Below are 16,150 nucleotides of genomic sequence, written 5' to 3'. Positions count from 1 at the left end.
CTTAAACTAACCTTCCCAGAGGGGAAGGTTAGCGAAAGGGTGAATAATGCAGGACTTGAAAAAAAATAACTGCGATGTCAGGTGTCAATGGGAGAAACTCCTGACAGGTCGTATTGATGAAATAATTATGAATTAAGACTCTAAGTTTGTCTTCAGTGTGAATATGTTTTAACCAAAGGGTCATAAGGCTGTGAAGTTCACATGACCCTACTTTTTTATCAGGTTGTAACTTAGGTAAAATGAAAAGAAATAAAAATGAAAAGAAATGACAAGTAGCAGAATTATTTTAATATCAATATTTACCTTGGCCATAGCCACATTTGAGAATGTGGATGGAGATAAAGGCAGGCAAAAGGATAAGCCTGACCCGGGTCGGAAGATTCTGGTTGAAGAGTTTAAAGACAGAAATACAGGCTGTGTTATCACATATGAGTATTATAAAAATCCGGAAGGGGAAAAAATACTTCATGGAAAATATAAAAGACAATGGTCTATATCCCAGAATGACAGAAGTAGCTGGTCGGGCCGGGAACAAATAACAGCAACATTTGTAGAAAACAGATTGAACGGAGTTGTTACTATCAACTGCGAAAAATATAAATGGAAACGGAAAAGTGAATACATAAAAGGTAAAGGACGAAAAGTATCCATGGTTCCGGTCGAATCCTATTTGGCTAATAATTTGAAACTGGTTGTAAAAAACGATACACTGGCCGGCTCATTCAATTTCGAGTTAGGAAATTTGAGATATGAAGCACAAGGCAAAGTAAACGAAGCCGGAGAAATGCAGGGAAAATATGTCTTGTATAGGCGAAATACAACAGAAGATACAAAAAACGCACGAAATATCGGCCAGAACTGGGTTGTTGAAGAAGAATACCTGTGCGATCCCGAATATACATATAAAGACGCCATTCCTAATATAACGGAAGTTAATCTGGGTTATCCGGGAACTTCGAGAAGTGAACAGATACGAATCAAAATACCGAGACTAAGGCTAAGTATAGCCCCTAAGTAAAATGTATAAGGAATAAATTGTGTTATGAAAAAAAACATCAAAACAAGTACTCAATCTAATATATTATCATTTGTTATAGTTTTATTGGCAATTGTGCTGGTCGTATTGCTTGTGTTTACTTCCTGCTCTTCGAACAAGAGGGGATATGGCAAGCTGGAAATAGAAAGGCTTTTTATGCAAACCACAAAGCCGGAAATTGATTTTCTGAACAGTGGCGGGCTGGAAGGACAAAGCGGCCCCAGAACAATAGCTGAAGAAGTCTCATTTACGAATGTTGAAGACCAGACACTGGACGAGAATGAGGTATTTGCCAGTCAGGCCGAGAAACTGGATACAAGCAAGGTTTATAAACTATCGGAAGTCGTTATCAAGGTTAAATCTAATTTTGCGCCCGAGCGTGATGGTAAAGTAAATTTAGATTTTAATATTATCGCACCCGTCGATATTCTCGATCCGAACTGGCGTTTGGTGTTGGCTCCAAAATTAATAGACGGCGATTCGATTTGTCAGTTAGATACGGTTGTTTTAGTAGGAGAAGGTTTCAGGGATAAGCAAATAGCAGATTATGAAGCTTACGAAGATTTCCTGTCAACGATTGTCGATCCTTCAGCTTACGATTCCCTGTTTGTGAACTGGAAAAGTATGTTTAAGGAAATCCATAAAGTGCAACGGCGCAACTATGACGATTACCGTAAACAATACGACATGATAATGGGATATGAGAATTGGCGGAAGATGAACGAAATGGAATTCCTCAGTATGGAAGCTCTTGCCTTGCGCCATAAAAAGCATATGTACAGTAAATATTGGAGAAAAGCAGAAAATCAGGTCTTAAAGAATAAAGATAAAGGGAAGCCTTCGGATGGTATTCACGAAAAATACGAAGAGAAATACAAAAAAGATTATGTTAGTTTTCTGAAAAGCAGATTTTCATTGCACTGGCTCGATAGTGTTACTATAGATCTTAACATACATACGCAGAAAGACAGTATATTGAAACGGAGCCATGTGCCACGCAAATACAGGGAAATACATAGTAAGGGGCTGAAATTGGGTGATATTCAGGCAAAAGCATTTACGGAGGAAGACTCTGTGAGGATAGCGAAACATCATTATCTGATAGATGAAATTGTACTGAATGAACTGAATATGAACCGGAAGGATGAGATATTTAATGAAATAGTTGAATTCCCGTACCGCTCCGATTCAAGAGGGTTAAAAGTAGATACTCTTATCACGGCCGAAGATGATATAATTTATCATTATCAGCAGCCATGGACTGTGAGGCCGGGGATGAAGAACCTGAAAATAGTAATGGAATCGAGGGTTGAAGCCGTAGATCGTACAGTCTTTGCATTCCCAGCGTCCGACACGTTGACGTATTTTATTGCTTCCTTGTCGCAATTGGCAGATGGCAGCCTTGTCACCGAGCGGAAAAAATTACATAAATATCTCTTTGATAAAGGTACTATCTATCCGGTTTATAAGACACGGAAATCACATCAATATGAAGAGAGCATTAATTCAGGTGTTCTGGACAAGCTGTTAGAAGCATATGATTCATATACATCAAGGCCTGAATATTCGGTAGATAGCATCATTATGGAATGTAGTGTAGACCTCAGAGGAGACTGGGAAACTAACTATGAACAGTCTGAGAAGAGAGGAAATGCCATTTCCGATTACCTGAAGAGGAGGACTGGCGCTCATGTGGTCGTCAAACCGAAAGGAGAAGACTGGAGATCGCTGGTAAAAGAAATACAGGCACATACCGATTTGCCTAACGCCAAGGCGATCATCGACACCCTGACCACTGCGGTCTATCCGGATCAGACGGAAGAAACTATAAAGAAATTATATCCCAAAGATTATAAGATCATAGTTGATGAGATATATCCAAAACTGAACAGGGTTGACTATTATATTGAACTTAGCCGGACGGATATAGAAAAAGATACAATACGGGAAACTTTCCGGGAAGATTATGCCGAAGCTATCCAGATGTTGAGAAACGGGGAATATATGGACGCATTGGAGGTGCTGGCTAATTATGGCGATTATAATACAGCATTGTGTCTGGTTTGTATGGGATATAATGATAAAGCTCAGGGGGTATTGGACAGGCTACCCGAATCGGCCCGGAATGAATATCTCTCGGCTATCATATTTGCCCGTAAAAAAGATGATAAAGAGGCTTCCAAAAGGCTGATAAACGCTTGTAAACTCGATCCTAATCTTTATGACAGGATAAGGCTCGACTCGGAAGTTAGTGAATTGGCAAACAGGGTTAACCTGTGGCCACGCTTGAGTAAGTATTAACATAAAAATAGAAACAAAATGAACCGTATCAGGACTATATTAGTATTAGTGTTCACGGCTTTTACTCTGACCGCTTTTTCTCAGGGCGAATCTAAAAATAATTCGATAAGCTCGGAATGGGAAACAATATCGCTGGGGAAATTACAGAAAAAGCCCCGTTTTAAAGAACCGATGATTTCTGTCCGTTTTATATCGGAAGAAGGTTCTAAGTTTTTGCATCTTTCGTTAAAGTATATGTTTACCGATGCCATATTCGAAGAAGCGGTACCTGTGGAGTATTACAAGAACGAGAAGCTAGACTGTGTTACCAATAACGGCAAATATGAACTAAAGGCAGCAAGATATGCCAAAGCCCGTAGAATGAGTACTGTTGCCCAGAAAACGGCAGATATAAGGGTGATTTTCACAGGAGATTTATCCTTCCTGAGCAATACGCTTATAAAGAATTTCACGGTTCATTATGCTCAGGGTTACCAAAACATTGATCTGAATACTCAGGAGGCCACCAATTTGCAACAGGCTTATAATAAATTCCTGGCGAAGTTACCTCAACAGAAGGTGACTACTAATGCAAAAATCGAAGGAGAAAAACCAAAAGCAGTAAGACAAGATACGGTACAATCGAACGAGAATTCGCTTGACCGATTGCGTAAGCAAGCAAGAAACTGGCGCAAGTAGCTAAGCTGGAAAAAGTAGGAACCCAACCCCTGATTTGTCTAAAGTTGTCAATCCTTTCTATTCTTATCCGGGTTCCTACTTCCTTTAACTATTGATGCGTCATTACACAAATACACAACACAGATCACAATAATAGAGTGTTTTTTTAGAGTAAAATCTATAAAATTGAAATTATGAAAAAGAACACTCTTAAAGGGAAAACCAAGATGTTATCCTATATGATTGCCTTTATCATTATGATGGGGGTTCATTTGGTAATGGACAGAACTGGAACTAAAAAAGAGTATGTTGATAATGATCAGAATACAAAAACGCATTCAGACGAAATAGATAATGGTATTGCTCAGGTCGACTATTTGTTGTCAGATTCTTTACCTGCCGGCGGAGAGAGTAATAAAAAAGTTAATCCATTAAAAAATGAATATTCCAACTAATAGAAATAAGGTTATGTTTGGTAAGCTGAATCTATATACTTTATTCACATTTGTCGTTTATCCTGTGTTTTTTATCGGAGCACTTTTGGTCTTCATTTTTATGTATAATAAGAAAGGAGAGGCTAGTCTTTTGAAAAAAACAGATTCTATAAGGAACGAAAGACCAGAATGGAGGAAAACTCCGGTTCCGGCAGACACCCTGAATATGGATGACAGCTTATCCTGCACGCGTAAACATTTTCACTCGTAGACAATATTAAATAATAGAATTTAGACAGAAATTTTCTCATATCAACAGATTTCAGTAACGATAATTTTTCGGAGGACAAACAATGAATACATGGTTTTATATTTTATTGACATACCAGTTAATATCCTGGGTATGTATTATCTTTAGTTTAGTAACAGCTCCTACAAGCGACGAATTATATGGTGAAGAGATAGAATAATTTTTTTCTGTAAACATAGATTTTTTGTCAACCTATTTTAGGGTGGGACAATCTTTATTTAAAAGAGGAGAGAATCTGATTTCTCGCTCCTCTTTTATTTGTATATACGGATCAGTAATTGAATCTGCATTTTTCTCTGGGAACTTTATCTATGTAAGTAAAGTAATTATAAATTATGAGTTATAAGTTATGAATGTGAAATACAAAAACCTGAGAATTATACTTAGCGTCTTTGCGACTTTGCGAGAAAATCTGTCAGAAGTGTCAGGTTTTAACATTATAGTGTGCCAGTAAAAGTATACTGGTTTATAAATAATAAAACTAGCAAGCTAGAAACAGCGTTCAGCGGAACAGAGTGTAGCTAAAACTTAAAAACTATTAAACTAAAATATGTGTCAGATGTGTCAGGTTTTGGCTGAAAATAATGAACTGGTGTGCTTAGAAAAAAGGAAAATGAATATATAATTTGTTATTTTTGCATTACTATAAATAATACAGATAGAAAAATGATTCCATTCCTATATAATGTTGCACAGGCTTACTATAAGAATTATGGCTCACAGATCAGCCGTTTTACATTTGTCTTTCCCAATCGGCGGGCCGGAATCTTTTTTCAGCAATATCTGGCTCAGATTGCCAACAAACCGGTCTTTTCACCCGGGATACTGACTGTAACCGATCTTTTCGAAAAGCTCAGTCCATATAAGAAAGCAGATCGCATAGAGATGCTCTTCACGCTTTATGATATTTATAAGCAGATAAGCGCGACATCAGAAACATTCGACGAATTTCTCTATTGGGGGGAAATGCTTCTGAACGATTTCGACGATGTAGACAAATATCTCGTTGATGCGCAACAGTTGTTTCGCAATATAAAGGACCTGAAGGAAATAGATGCCGGATTCGATTTTCTTACAGAAACACAAATAGAAGCTATACGTCGTTTCTGGTCAAATTTTTTGCCGATAGGAGAGAATGACAAAAAGAAAGACTTTCTGGAGATGTGGGAGGTACTTTATCACCTTTACAGCTCTTTGCGGGAAACTTTGCAGGAACGCGGACTGGCATATGAAGGTATGATATTCAGGGATGTTGTAGAACGTTATTCGAACGATCCGGATGTATCATTACCATTCGAAAAGATCATATTTGTTGGACTGAACGGTCACAGCACATCAGAAGAAAAATTTCTAAAATATCTGAACAGACGGGGAATAGCCGACTTCTATTGGGATTATTCCTCGCCATTGGTGCGCGATCCGCAAAATAAAGCGTCATTCTTTATAGACAGGAATAAAGTCCAATTCCCTTCTCAATTATCATTAGAGCCAGAAGAATTAAGTATGGAAAAGCCCGTGTTGGAAGTCATTGGTATACCATCATCGGCAGGACAGGCAAAATATGTGCATTCTGTTATAAAATCGTTAATAGAAGAAAAGCAGATCACGTCGTCAGATAAGGCTATGAATACGGCGCTGGTGTTACCCGACGAAAATTTATTGTTACCCACCCTGTATTCCATACCTCAGGAAATAGACAAAATAAATGTGACGATGGGATATAGCCTGGCTAACAGTTCCATTGCCGGACTGATGGAGCATATTTTTGAGTTGCAGCGAAATATAAGAAGATCTGAAAACTATACGGGTTTTTATTATCGTCCGGTTTTGTCTATACTCAATCACAGATATGTGGTAAATATAGCAGGCGAACAGGCAAAATTATTGAGGCAAAATATAGTACAGTATAACAGAGTAGTGGTTTCTGAACAGGAATTGCAATCTCATCCGTTGTTAAGTCTTATTTTTAAGGCTATAACCGGCTGGGCTGATATACCTGATTATCTGCAGGCAATATTATCGTACCTGAAAATGTCGCTGTCAACAAATTCTGTCGGAGATGAGACTATTAGCCGTTCGGCAGATATAGAGGGTGAATTTATTGTTGAGTATTACAAAACAATAAATAAAATGAACGAATCACTGAAGAATATCTTTCCGGAGATGACAGTAGAGACCTACCTGAAGCTACTGAAAAAACTGATTGTTGGTATCAGCGTTCCTTTTAGCGGAGAGCCTTTGTCCGGACTCCAGATAATGGGAGTATTGGAAACCCGTGCCTTGGATTTCGATAATCTGATCATCCTGTCGATGAATGAAGGTATATTTCCGCTCAAAAGAGCCACCAGTTCATTCATACCTTATAATTTACGTAAAGGATTCAGCCTACCAACATACGAACACCAGGATAGTATATTTTCATATCATTTCTACCGGATGATTAACCGGGCTAAACGGATTTATCTTTTATATGATACCCGTACCGAAGGGTTACAGTCGGGTGAAGTGAGCCGTTATTACAATCAGATAAAACACTTGTATGCCGATTCGTTCGATATCAGGGAGAAACTTGCTGTATATAAAGTGGCTTCATCCGAAAGTCTGGCTATCTCTATCCATAAGACGCCGGAAGTGATGAAAAAAATGGATGCTTTTCTACAGGGCGGGGATAAACGGTTATCGGCCAGTGCTATAAATACTTATCTGAATTGTCCGTTGCAGTTCTATTTCTCGGTGGTGGAAAACATGGCTGAAGAAGATGAGATAACGGAAACCGTCGAGGCCAGTATGTTCGGGACGATATTCCATAAAGTGATGGAGTGGCTTTACGAACCTTTCAAAGAAAAGATGGTCACAGCTGATTTGTTACATAAAATATGTGCGAATGATAGGTTGTTGACAGAATATATAGAGCGTTCGTTTTCTGAAAACTATTTTAGAACGAATAAAATTAAGCGACTGACAGGGCAGAACTATCTGACAGGTGAGGTTTTACGAAAATATATTAAGCAGGTATTACTTACCGATGCAAAATTAACTCCATTCGTTTATTTAAATTCCGAAGAACCGATCAGGGCAAGCTATCTGATGCCATCGGGGCGGATTGTTTCCCTGAAAGGTATTATTGACAGGGTAGATGAGGTAAGAGGTAATTTACGAATAATAGATTATAAAACTGGAAAAGGTATTCTTCGCTATAAAAATATGGAAGATCTTTTCGATAAAGAATTGAAAGACCGTCCTAAAGCTGTAATGCAGGTCTTTATGTATTCCCATCTATACCTGGTAGACAACCCGGGTAAAATACTGGAGCCGGGTATCTATTATCTCCGCAATCTGTTCGATTCGAAATTCGATCCCGATGTTATAAACAAATCGGGTAGGGGTGATGTGCGGATTACTGACTTTTCGGAGTATCAGGAAGAATTTAAAACGCACTTCGATGCTTGTCTCGAAGAAATCTTTAATCCTGAAGTCCCCTTCGACCAGACGCCAACGGGCGATGCCTGTCGCTGGTGTATATTTACTAATATCTGTAAGAAATGATTTGAAAATTAGCATATTAGCATATTCGAAAATGATATTTATTATTGGCTAATTTGCTAATTTTCAAATTGTCTGATTAAAATGCCTGCTCTATATCCTTTATTATATCATCTGCATTTTCTATCCCTATCGATAATCTGATGAGATCGGGAGCTACACCTGCAGCAATTAGCTGTTCGTCACTCAACTGACGGTGGGTATGGCTCGCGGGATGCAATACGCATGTACGGGCATCGGCCACATGGGTTACTATGGCTACCAGTTTCAGCCTGTCCATAAACCCGACAGATGCGTCTCGTCCGCCTTTCAGTCCGAATGTCATCACACCGCAGGTTCCATTCGGCATATACTTACGGGCACGGTCATAATATATATTGCCTTCCAGTCCCGGATAATTTACCCATGCCACTTCGGGGCGCGATTGCAGGTATCGGGCTACTTTCAGCGCATTTTCGCAATGACGAGGCATACGCAAATGTAGCGTTTCCAGTCCGAGGTTGAGCAGGAAAGCATTTTGAGGCGATTGTATCGAACCCAGATCGCGCATCAGTTGCACGGTCGCTTTGGTTATATAGGCTCCTTTGCCAAACGCTTTTGTATATGTCAGGCCGTGATAAGAATCGTCGGGTTGTGTCAATCCCGGGTATTTATCAGCATGGGCATCCCAATCGAAATTTCCACTATCAACGATAGCACCGCCAACACTGGTAGCGTGGCCATCCATATATTTGGTAGTGGAATGTACGACTATGTCGGCGCCCCATTCGAAAGGACGACAATTGATCGGGGTAGGGAAGGTGTTGTCAATAATCAGTGGCACGCCCTGAGATTGGGCTATGCAGGCAAATTTCTCTATATCCAGTACATTCATTGCCGGATTGGCGATAGTTTCGGCAAAGAGGGCTTTAGTATTTGGCCGGAAGGCTTTCTTTATCTCTTCATCCGAAGCTTCCTGATCGATGAAAGTAACATCGATTCCCAGTTTTTTCAATGTAACGGAGAACAGGTTGTATGTGCCGCCGTATATAGCCGATGCGCTTACAAAGTGATCTCCGGCCGAACATATATTGAAGATCGCATAAAAATTAGCAGCTTGTCCCGACGAGGTAAGCATAGCGGCTACTCCACCTTCGAGCTGGCATATTTTGTCGGCAACGGCGTCATTTGTCGGGTTTTGCAGGCGAGTGTAAAAATAGCCGCTTTCCTCTAGGTCGAAGAGTTTAGCCATCTGTTCACTGGTTTCGTATTTAAACGTTGTGCTCTGGTAGATAGGCAATACACGCGGCTCTCCTTTTTTAGGAGTCCAACCGGCCTGAACACATATTGTCTCCAGGTTTTTCTTTTCTTCTTTCATTTCAGTTTATATGTTAGTTTTCTTCTATTACAATATCGAAATGCCTTAAAAGCCCTGTCAGTCCGTCTTTCGAAAAACGGGCTTTTTTTATCCGGTTCTGGCCAAGGTCTATTATATAATTATAGGCTGAAGTAAAATCAGCCTTTTGTATATTCGTATTATAGAAAATAGTTTCGCTAAGATCACAATTGATGAATTTGGCTTGTTCGAGGTCAGCATGCCCAAAATCAACACCTTTGAGAGATGAGTCTTTAAAGGCTGTTTTGCTCATCTTGCGTTTCTCGAAAGAACCGTAATCCAATATACAGTTGTCAAAATTTACACTGAATATAAAGTCATTGCAGTGATTGAACTTTACCCCTAATATCTTACAATGCTTGAACTCGACACTATCCATAGTCGATTGTGTAAAGTTAGTCATCGCAAGATTACAATTTGTAAAGATGCAATCGGTAAATGTACATGAAAGTACCTTTGCATTTGAAAAATCGCAATTGATAAAGGTGCAATTATCGAAAGTCTCTTTCTCCAAACCTCCGGTAAAAGATTGGTTTTCAAATTTTATATCCTCAGTGTATTGCCCGGCCATTGTTCAACTTATTCCCTTATTATTTTTACTTCTCCCGACTTTCCAAGCTTTATAATGCTTGAGGCCTTTGATTTAGTGGTATCGTCTTGTCTGTAACTAACTATATAATCTACACCGCTTTTTATTTCATCGCTTATTTCATCGAAATTCGCAGGTGATGGTTCTCCGCTAATGTTGGCCGATGTAGAGACAAGCGCTTTGCGGAAGCGTTGACACAGCTTATTTGAGAATTCTTCTTTCGTAATACGAATAGCAATGCTACCGTCTTCTGCTATCAGGTTAGTTGCAAGATTACGGGCATTGTCATATATTATGGTAAGTGGTTTATCGGTCAGTTCTATCAGATCCCAGGCCACATCGGGTACGCCATCTATGTAGAAATCAAGTTTTACAGGATTGTCGAGCAGGGTGATAAGAGCTTTGCTGTCGTTACGCCTTTTCAGTTCGTAAACGCGGCGTACGGCGTCTTCATTTGTGGCATCGCATCCTATTCCCCAAATGGTGTCGGTAGGGTAGAGTATAAGACCTCCCGCAACCAGTACGTCAAAGGCTTTTTTTATATCTTCATTCATTTTATATTGATCAGTTGATAGAGTTTAACGTCTTCGAATTTATCGGTACGTTGTATCCAGTCTTTTAATACACCGATTTTCTTATAGCCCGATTTCTCAAATAAAGCTATACTTTTTGTGTTTGATATTGAAATGTAGGCATATATCTGGTGCAGGTATAGAAAACTGAATGCATAATCGGCCATCAGTTGCAAAGCCTGGAATGCATAACCTTTCTGCCTGTAGGCCTCGTCTATTAATATACCGATTCCGGCCCGGCGATGGTGGGCATCTATATCATACAGGTCGACAGTGCCTATTGTGGCTCCGTTTTCGGTATAGGTGACCATCAGACGCAGTTGTTTACTCTGGTAAATATCCATCTCCAAAGCATCGTTTATATATTGACGCAGTACGAGTTTCGAATAAGGAGCAAGCGTATTGCCATGTATCCATAAGGCAGTTGAGTTCTCCCATTTGTAGAGAGTATCCAGATCTTCGGGCTCAACAGCGCGTAATGCTATCTGCGAATTTTTTAAAAGCATTGTAGAAAGATTATAAATTATGAATGAAGAATTAAGAATACAAAGCAATTACCGAAGCGCAGGCGAGGCGATCATAAGTTATAAGTTAATTCTTCATTCATAATTTATAACTCATAATTCATAATTCCCTAATACCTGTCTTTCTCGAACATTTCACCCAGACGGATAAAAAAGTTCTTCTTGCGGCGGCGTACCCGTTGGTTTTCGCCGGACGACATCATTATTCTTTCAAATGAGGTTTCTCCTTTTTCCATAGCTTTGATGGCATGATAGATAACCCCCCAATCGGGTAATCCTCCTAAATTACGATCGTCAATATAAAGATCGGCGTTCAGTTTCCGTGCTGCTACTGTAACATCTTCATCGGGATGATTTTTGTTGGCAGCATAGTATTTAAGACCTTTACTTTCGCAATAGTCAACAGCTTCCTGCAAAAGACTACCATCGCGGACAGTCCACATCAGCAGTGTATGCCCTTCTTTCTGAAGTTGTAGTAAGGTTTCTATTGCAAACGGTATAGGGCGCCCTATTTTAGGATACTCATGCTCTACTACTGTTCCGTCAAAATCTACAGCTATTACCATGTCTATTTGTTTAATTATATATTATTCTTTCGTTTCGTTGTGTTTGTTTTGAATGGCGTTCTTGCCCGGATAGCAAAATGCTAAAGCAAATATAATTATTAAAGTCATATATACTGCATTCAGGGAATTAAAAGAATAGATTCCCGCCAGATTCAGAATGATCACGGCATCTAAAATAAGGAGGCGCAAGATATATGAATTGAAATACTTTTTCAGGAAAATTTCACCCTCCAGTAATTCTATCTTTTTGGATTGCGAGTGGAATAACTTTAATGCTCCAGGTATTGCTATAATACTGAATATTATAGAATATTGCTCGAAAAGGACATTGCCGCCATTATGCAGATTGAGTATTCCTTTAATGTATATCAGAATTAAAAGAGCCGCAACGGACAAGATCATATTTGTCCAGAATATCGCCAATAATTTTTTACGTAATTTTTTATATTCGTCAGTCATAGATCAGATTTACATACGGTATGATTCGTTGAATAAAGTACGGTTGAGAATGGAGCGCCCCAATGTTATTTCATCGGCATATTCTATTTCGTCGCCTATTGATATTCCACGTGCTATCATGGATACTTTCACGTCGAACGGAGCCAGTTTCTTGTAAATATAAAAGTTAGTTGTGTCGCCCTCCATTGTTGTACTCAGAGCCAGAATGATTTCATTGACCCCGCCAAGAGACACGCGTTCTATCAGGCTGCTTATTTCCAGGTCGGCAGGCCCGATTCCATCAATCGGCGAAATAATTCCTCCCAGCACGTGATATAGTCCTTTATATTGCATTGTATTCTCTATGGCCATCACTTCCTTGATGTTTTCCACCACACAGATAGTTGATGAATCCCGCGACTTGTCGAGGCATATAGGGCATACCTCATCATCGCATATATTGTGGCATACCTTACAGTATTTTACTTCATGCTTCAGTTTTACAAGGGCTTCCGAAAGACTTTCTACCATCGCATTATCCTGCCGCAAAATGTGTAGAATAAGCCGTAATGCAGTTTTTCGTCCTATGCCGGGCAATTTGGCAAATTCGTTGACTGCATTTTCAAGTAAAGCCGATGGATATTTTTGATTCATTGCTAGTTTCTGATAATCGAAGCGCAAAGATAAAAATAATTGATTATTTCGCCGTCTTTTTATATTTGCTTAAAGTTATTTTAAGATATTGACTTTGTTAAAGATTGTCATCCTGAACAGAGTGAAGGATCTTTTTTTTGAAAATAGAGATTCTTCGTTACACACAGAATGACAAAATAATCCTTAAATCATTTCAGCCTGTTCATCAGTTCCTTATTTATTTCATACAGTTCGTTTATTTTTTCTTCCAAACTCTTTACATGATTAATCAGTTCGTCGTTGTTGTCTGAAGCCAGTTCATCGACAATCAGCGATGTGAAAAACGACATACCCAGCATCCCTCCTACAAAAACAAATAACGAGAAAAACACCCTGATGGCGACCGATGACCAGTATGGTATATCCGCAACCATAAAGTCGGGGATTTCATACCATCCTTCGATTGTCAGCATACGGAAAACAGTATATGCCGACTCGAACGGATTGCCGAAAAGGGTAGGGTATGAGTCCTTAAATATATAAGTGAGGATGGTGCTGATAATGACCATCATTATAAATGCCCCTATTATCAGACTGAGAGAGGCTTTTATCGCTCTGCCGAAATCCCTGAGTAACTTGGAGAAATTAGGTATGAATTTACCGAACCGTATGAATTTGAATAATTTGAAAACCCTGAGCAACAGGATATAATTGTAATCGGCAGGGTTTTTGTCACTGAATATAAGGAATAAGGAAACCGATGCCAGTAACACAAGTAACATATCAAATACATTTGCCGCACTCTTGAAGAAATCCGATTTATAGAAATGTATCTTATAGATGATTTCGATAAGAAACAGTAACGTGATGAGATAATCCGTAATCTCAAGTATACCATTGAATGGTGTATTAAACGTCAATAGTATGGTCACCAGTGTATTAAATAAAATAATACCTCCTATAAAACGATTGTTCAGTAAAAGTTTAAGCATATCAGAATCTTAATGTGCCAAATGAGTATTTATCTTCCAAAGATAAACATTCTTTACAGTTAACAGTCAACAAACTTGTAACTCGTAACTAAATAAAAACCTGACAAACCTGACAGATTCAAGCTCCCTCTGGTCCCCCCACGGGGCAGGGAAGCCGTGGTTTTCCAGTATAGATAAACCTAATCTTATTTCATTACACACGAACAGACACCAAAGAATTCATTGCGGCAAGACCCGGAGAACAATTTGAAGTTTTGATGCGTTTGCTTTATATACTCAGATTTATATAAATTATCTTTGCAAAAAATATGCACAAATGTCTTTAATTCAATTATTCAAAAATCTGAAGCCATATGTATATCCATACCGCTGGCTGGTAGTTCTTGCTCTTGTTCTCACATTGATAGGCTCACTTACGGCGCAGGTTAACGCATGGGTGCTACGATATGCCGTAGATGAGATTAATGCTCTGGTAGAAGCGCACAAAGGCTTGCAGGAGGGGTTTTCGATACTGGTTACTATATCGGTTATACTGATTAGCAAGGAAGTGATCAATTCATTTATCCAGTTCGGACAGAAATTTTATGGCGAAAAACTGCGTATTTTTATTGCTAAAGATCTGGCTCAGGCTGTAATAGATAAAGTACTCACATACAAACTCGCTTTTTTTACATCCGGTGGAAATCAGCCCGGAAAACTGCAAACCCGCATAGACAGAGGAGTGGAAAGCCTGACACGACTGGTGCAGAATTTCTTTATAGATATTCTCCCTTTGTTTGCCAACTCCATAGTGGCGCTGTTAATGATGTTCAATGCTAACTTTTATGTAGGACTTGTAGGTTTGTGCATTATCCCTATCTATTACATTGTCAGTCGTCAACAGGCAATAAAAATGAGCGGTTCGAGGCGTAATATAAAAGAATTGAGGGAAAACAAAAGCCAGGGTATTCTCGGTATCCTGGAATCTATCACAGTTATAAAATCGTTTATCCGTGAAAATATCGAAAGCGATAAACAGATGTCGCTTCAAAACCACCTGACCGATGAACAGATGAAAACCCGTAAAATGAGTTTTTTATTTGACGGATTGAAAAGTTTTATTGATCAGATCGGTATTGTTTTTATTATCATTCTGACAGCCTATTTCGTGTTGATAGGGAATATGACAATCGGGGCTATCATGTTCCATATCATGCTCTTTAATAACGTGTCTGCCCCCATCCGGCAATTACACCGCATTTACGACCAGATGAACGATGCGCTTATCTATTCCGAAGGCTTTTTTGATATACTTAAAGCAGATCATCAGATCGAACATTCAGGGGATTATAGAGGACATATACGGGGAAAGTTCAAAATCAGGAATGTTAACTTCACTTATCCTGACAATGAGGTGCAAACCCTCTATGATATTAATATGGAGATCAATCCGGGACAAACAACGGCCTTAGTCGGACTTTCAGGCGCAGGGAAGAGCACACTGATAAATCTACTGGATAAATTTTATAGTCCCGATTCGGGAGAAATATTACTGGACGGAGTTTCGCTGGAAAAATACGATACTGCTTATTTGCGGGAAAATATTGGCCTTGTCTTGCAAAAAAATCATATATTTAATGGTACAATAGAAGAAAATATCCGCTATGGTAAACCAAATGCTACCGAAGCAGAGGTTATTGATGCCGCAAAAAAATCGTATATTCACGATCAGATAATAACCTTTGAGAATGGTTACCAGACTTCTGCTTTGGCTCTGTCGGGCGGGCAACAGCAGAAAATAGCTATTGCGCGTATGTTCCTGAAAAATCCGCCGATCATTTTTCTGGACGAACCAACAGCCAGCCTCGATGCTGTGGCGACCGAGCAGATTAAAAACAGTCTTGACGCTATAAAAAAAGACCGTACGGTGATTATTATCTCTCACAGTATATCGCAGATCATAGATTCGGACTGTATCTTTGTGATGAAAAACGGCCGTGTGGTGGAATCTGGTACACATGATGAAATATATCATCAGGAAGGTACATACAAAGAGATATTCGATGCTATGGCACGCAGTCTGAATATTGATAAAATATCGAAAACACTGGATGATTAATTGCCTCTACTTTTAAGTGGAGGAATATATGGGTAATTTTATCCACGCCTTAAAAGGCATGGCAATTGAAAGAATTACAACA

At 39.1% G+C, this 16,150-nt stretch carries 15 protein-coding genes; 7 read left to right on the top strand and 8 right to left on the bottom strand.

The features are described from left to right. The first annotated feature begins 265 nt into the window (after window positions 1-265). The 6 genes from GGR21_RS05840 to GGR21_RS05815 all read left to right on the top strand — a co-directional run bounded on the left by GGR21_RS05840 (window position 266) and on the right by GGR21_RS05815 (window position 8,284). A complete protein-coding gene (locus GGR21_RS05840) occupies window positions 266-1,018 on the top strand; it encodes a hypothetical protein (RefSeq protein WP_183306246.1) in 753 nt (250 codons plus the stop codon). Between the two features lie 24 nt (window positions 1,019-1,042). Continuing rightward, a complete protein-coding gene (locus tag GGR21_RS05835) occupies window positions 1,043-3,337 on the top strand; it encodes a hypothetical protein (RefSeq protein WP_221232929.1) in 2,295 nt (764 codons plus the stop codon). A gap of 18 nt (window positions 3,338-3,355) precedes the next feature. After that, window positions 3,356-4,015: a hypothetical protein gene (locus GGR21_RS05830; protein ID WP_183306245.1), complete on the top strand. Its 660-nt coding sequence runs from the start codon at window positions 3,356-3,358 to the stop codon at window positions 4,013-4,015. Window positions 4,016-4,188: 173 nt separating this feature from the next. Next, a complete protein-coding gene (locus tag GGR21_RS05825; protein ID WP_183306244.1) occupies window positions 4,189-4,449 on the top strand; it encodes a hypothetical protein in 261 nt (86 codons plus the stop codon). Then, window positions 4,433-4,699, top strand: a complete 267-nt coding sequence (locus GGR21_RS05820) for a hypothetical protein (RefSeq protein ID WP_183306243.1) — start codon at window positions 4,433-4,435, stop codon at window positions 4,697-4,699. Before GGR21_RS05825 ends, GGR21_RS05820 begins: the two co-directional genes overlap by 17 nt. Window positions 4,700-5,404: 705 nt before the next feature. Beyond that, entirely contained in the window at window positions 5,405-8,284 is a 2,880-nt protein-coding gene (locus tag GGR21_RS05815; protein ID WP_183306242.1) for a PD-(D/E)XK nuclease family protein, read from the top strand. A gap of 76 nt (window positions 8,285-8,360) precedes the next feature. Here the strand turns inward: GGR21_RS05815 and GGR21_RS05810 are convergent, their stop codons facing one another. The 8 genes from GGR21_RS05810 to GGR21_RS05775 form a co-directional block, all read right to left on the bottom strand. After that, window positions 8,361-9,638: an O-acetylhomoserine aminocarboxypropyltransferase/cysteine synthase family protein gene (locus GGR21_RS05810; RefSeq protein WP_183306241.1), complete on the bottom strand. Its 1,278-nt coding sequence runs from the start codon at window positions 9,636-9,638 to the stop codon at window positions 8,361-8,363. A gap of 13 nt (window positions 9,639-9,651) precedes the next feature. Continuing rightward, window positions 9,652-10,227: a pentapeptide repeat-containing protein gene (locus tag GGR21_RS05805; protein WP_183306240.1), complete on the bottom strand. Its 576-nt coding sequence runs from the start codon at window positions 10,225-10,227 to the stop codon at window positions 9,652-9,654. Window positions 10,228-10,235: 8 nt separating this feature from the next. Further along, window positions 10,236-10,799: an L-threonylcarbamoyladenylate synthase gene (locus GGR21_RS05800; protein ID WP_183306239.1), complete on the bottom strand. Its 564-nt coding sequence runs from the start codon at window positions 10,797-10,799 to the stop codon at window positions 10,236-10,238. Further along, window positions 10,796-11,323 (bottom strand): GNAT family N-acetyltransferase, encoded by a 528-nt coding sequence (locus GGR21_RS05795; RefSeq protein ID WP_183306238.1) that lies wholly within the window; start codon window positions 11,321-11,323, stop codon window positions 10,796-10,798. Before GGR21_RS05795 ends, GGR21_RS05800 begins: the two co-directional genes overlap by 4 nt. A 128-nt stretch (window positions 11,324-11,451) precedes the next feature. Further along, complete coding sequence (locus GGR21_RS05790; RefSeq protein ID WP_183306237.1) at window positions 11,452-11,907, bottom strand: BT0820 family HAD-type phosphatase; 456 nt, start codon at window positions 11,905-11,907, stop codon at window positions 11,452-11,454. A gap of 21 nt (window positions 11,908-11,928) precedes the next feature. After that, window positions 11,929-12,366, bottom strand: a complete 438-nt coding sequence (locus GGR21_RS05785; protein ID WP_183306236.1) for a hypothetical protein — start codon at window positions 12,364-12,366, stop codon at window positions 11,929-11,931. Window positions 12,367-12,375: 9 nt separating this feature from the next. Next, window positions 12,376-12,999: a recombination mediator RecR gene (gene recR, locus GGR21_RS05780; protein WP_183306235.1), complete on the bottom strand. Its 624-nt coding sequence runs from the start codon at window positions 12,997-12,999 to the stop codon at window positions 12,376-12,378. Between the two features lie 188 nt (window positions 13,000-13,187). Next, window positions 13,188-13,970 (bottom strand): ion transporter, encoded by a 783-nt coding sequence (locus GGR21_RS05775; RefSeq protein WP_183306234.1) that lies wholly within the window; start codon window positions 13,968-13,970, stop codon window positions 13,188-13,190. A 316-nt stretch (window positions 13,971-14,286) separates the two neighbouring features. On the opposite strand from GGR21_RS05775, the gene GGR21_RS05770 reads away from it, so the two are divergent. Then, a complete protein-coding gene (locus GGR21_RS05770; RefSeq protein ID WP_183306233.1) occupies window positions 14,287-16,068 on the top strand; it encodes an ABC transporter ATP-binding protein in 1,782 nt (593 codons plus the stop codon). The last annotated feature ends 82 nt before the right edge of the window (window positions 16,069-16,150 follow it).

The organism is Dysgonomonas hofstadii (assembly GCF_014196915.1).
GTDB lineage: Bacteria > Bacteroidota > Bacteroidia > Bacteroidales > Dysgonomonadaceae > Dysgonomonas > Dysgonomonas hofstadii.
The sequence above is the reverse complement of the archived record's forward strand: the minus strand, read 5'-3'. Positions and strand labels throughout refer to the sequence as shown.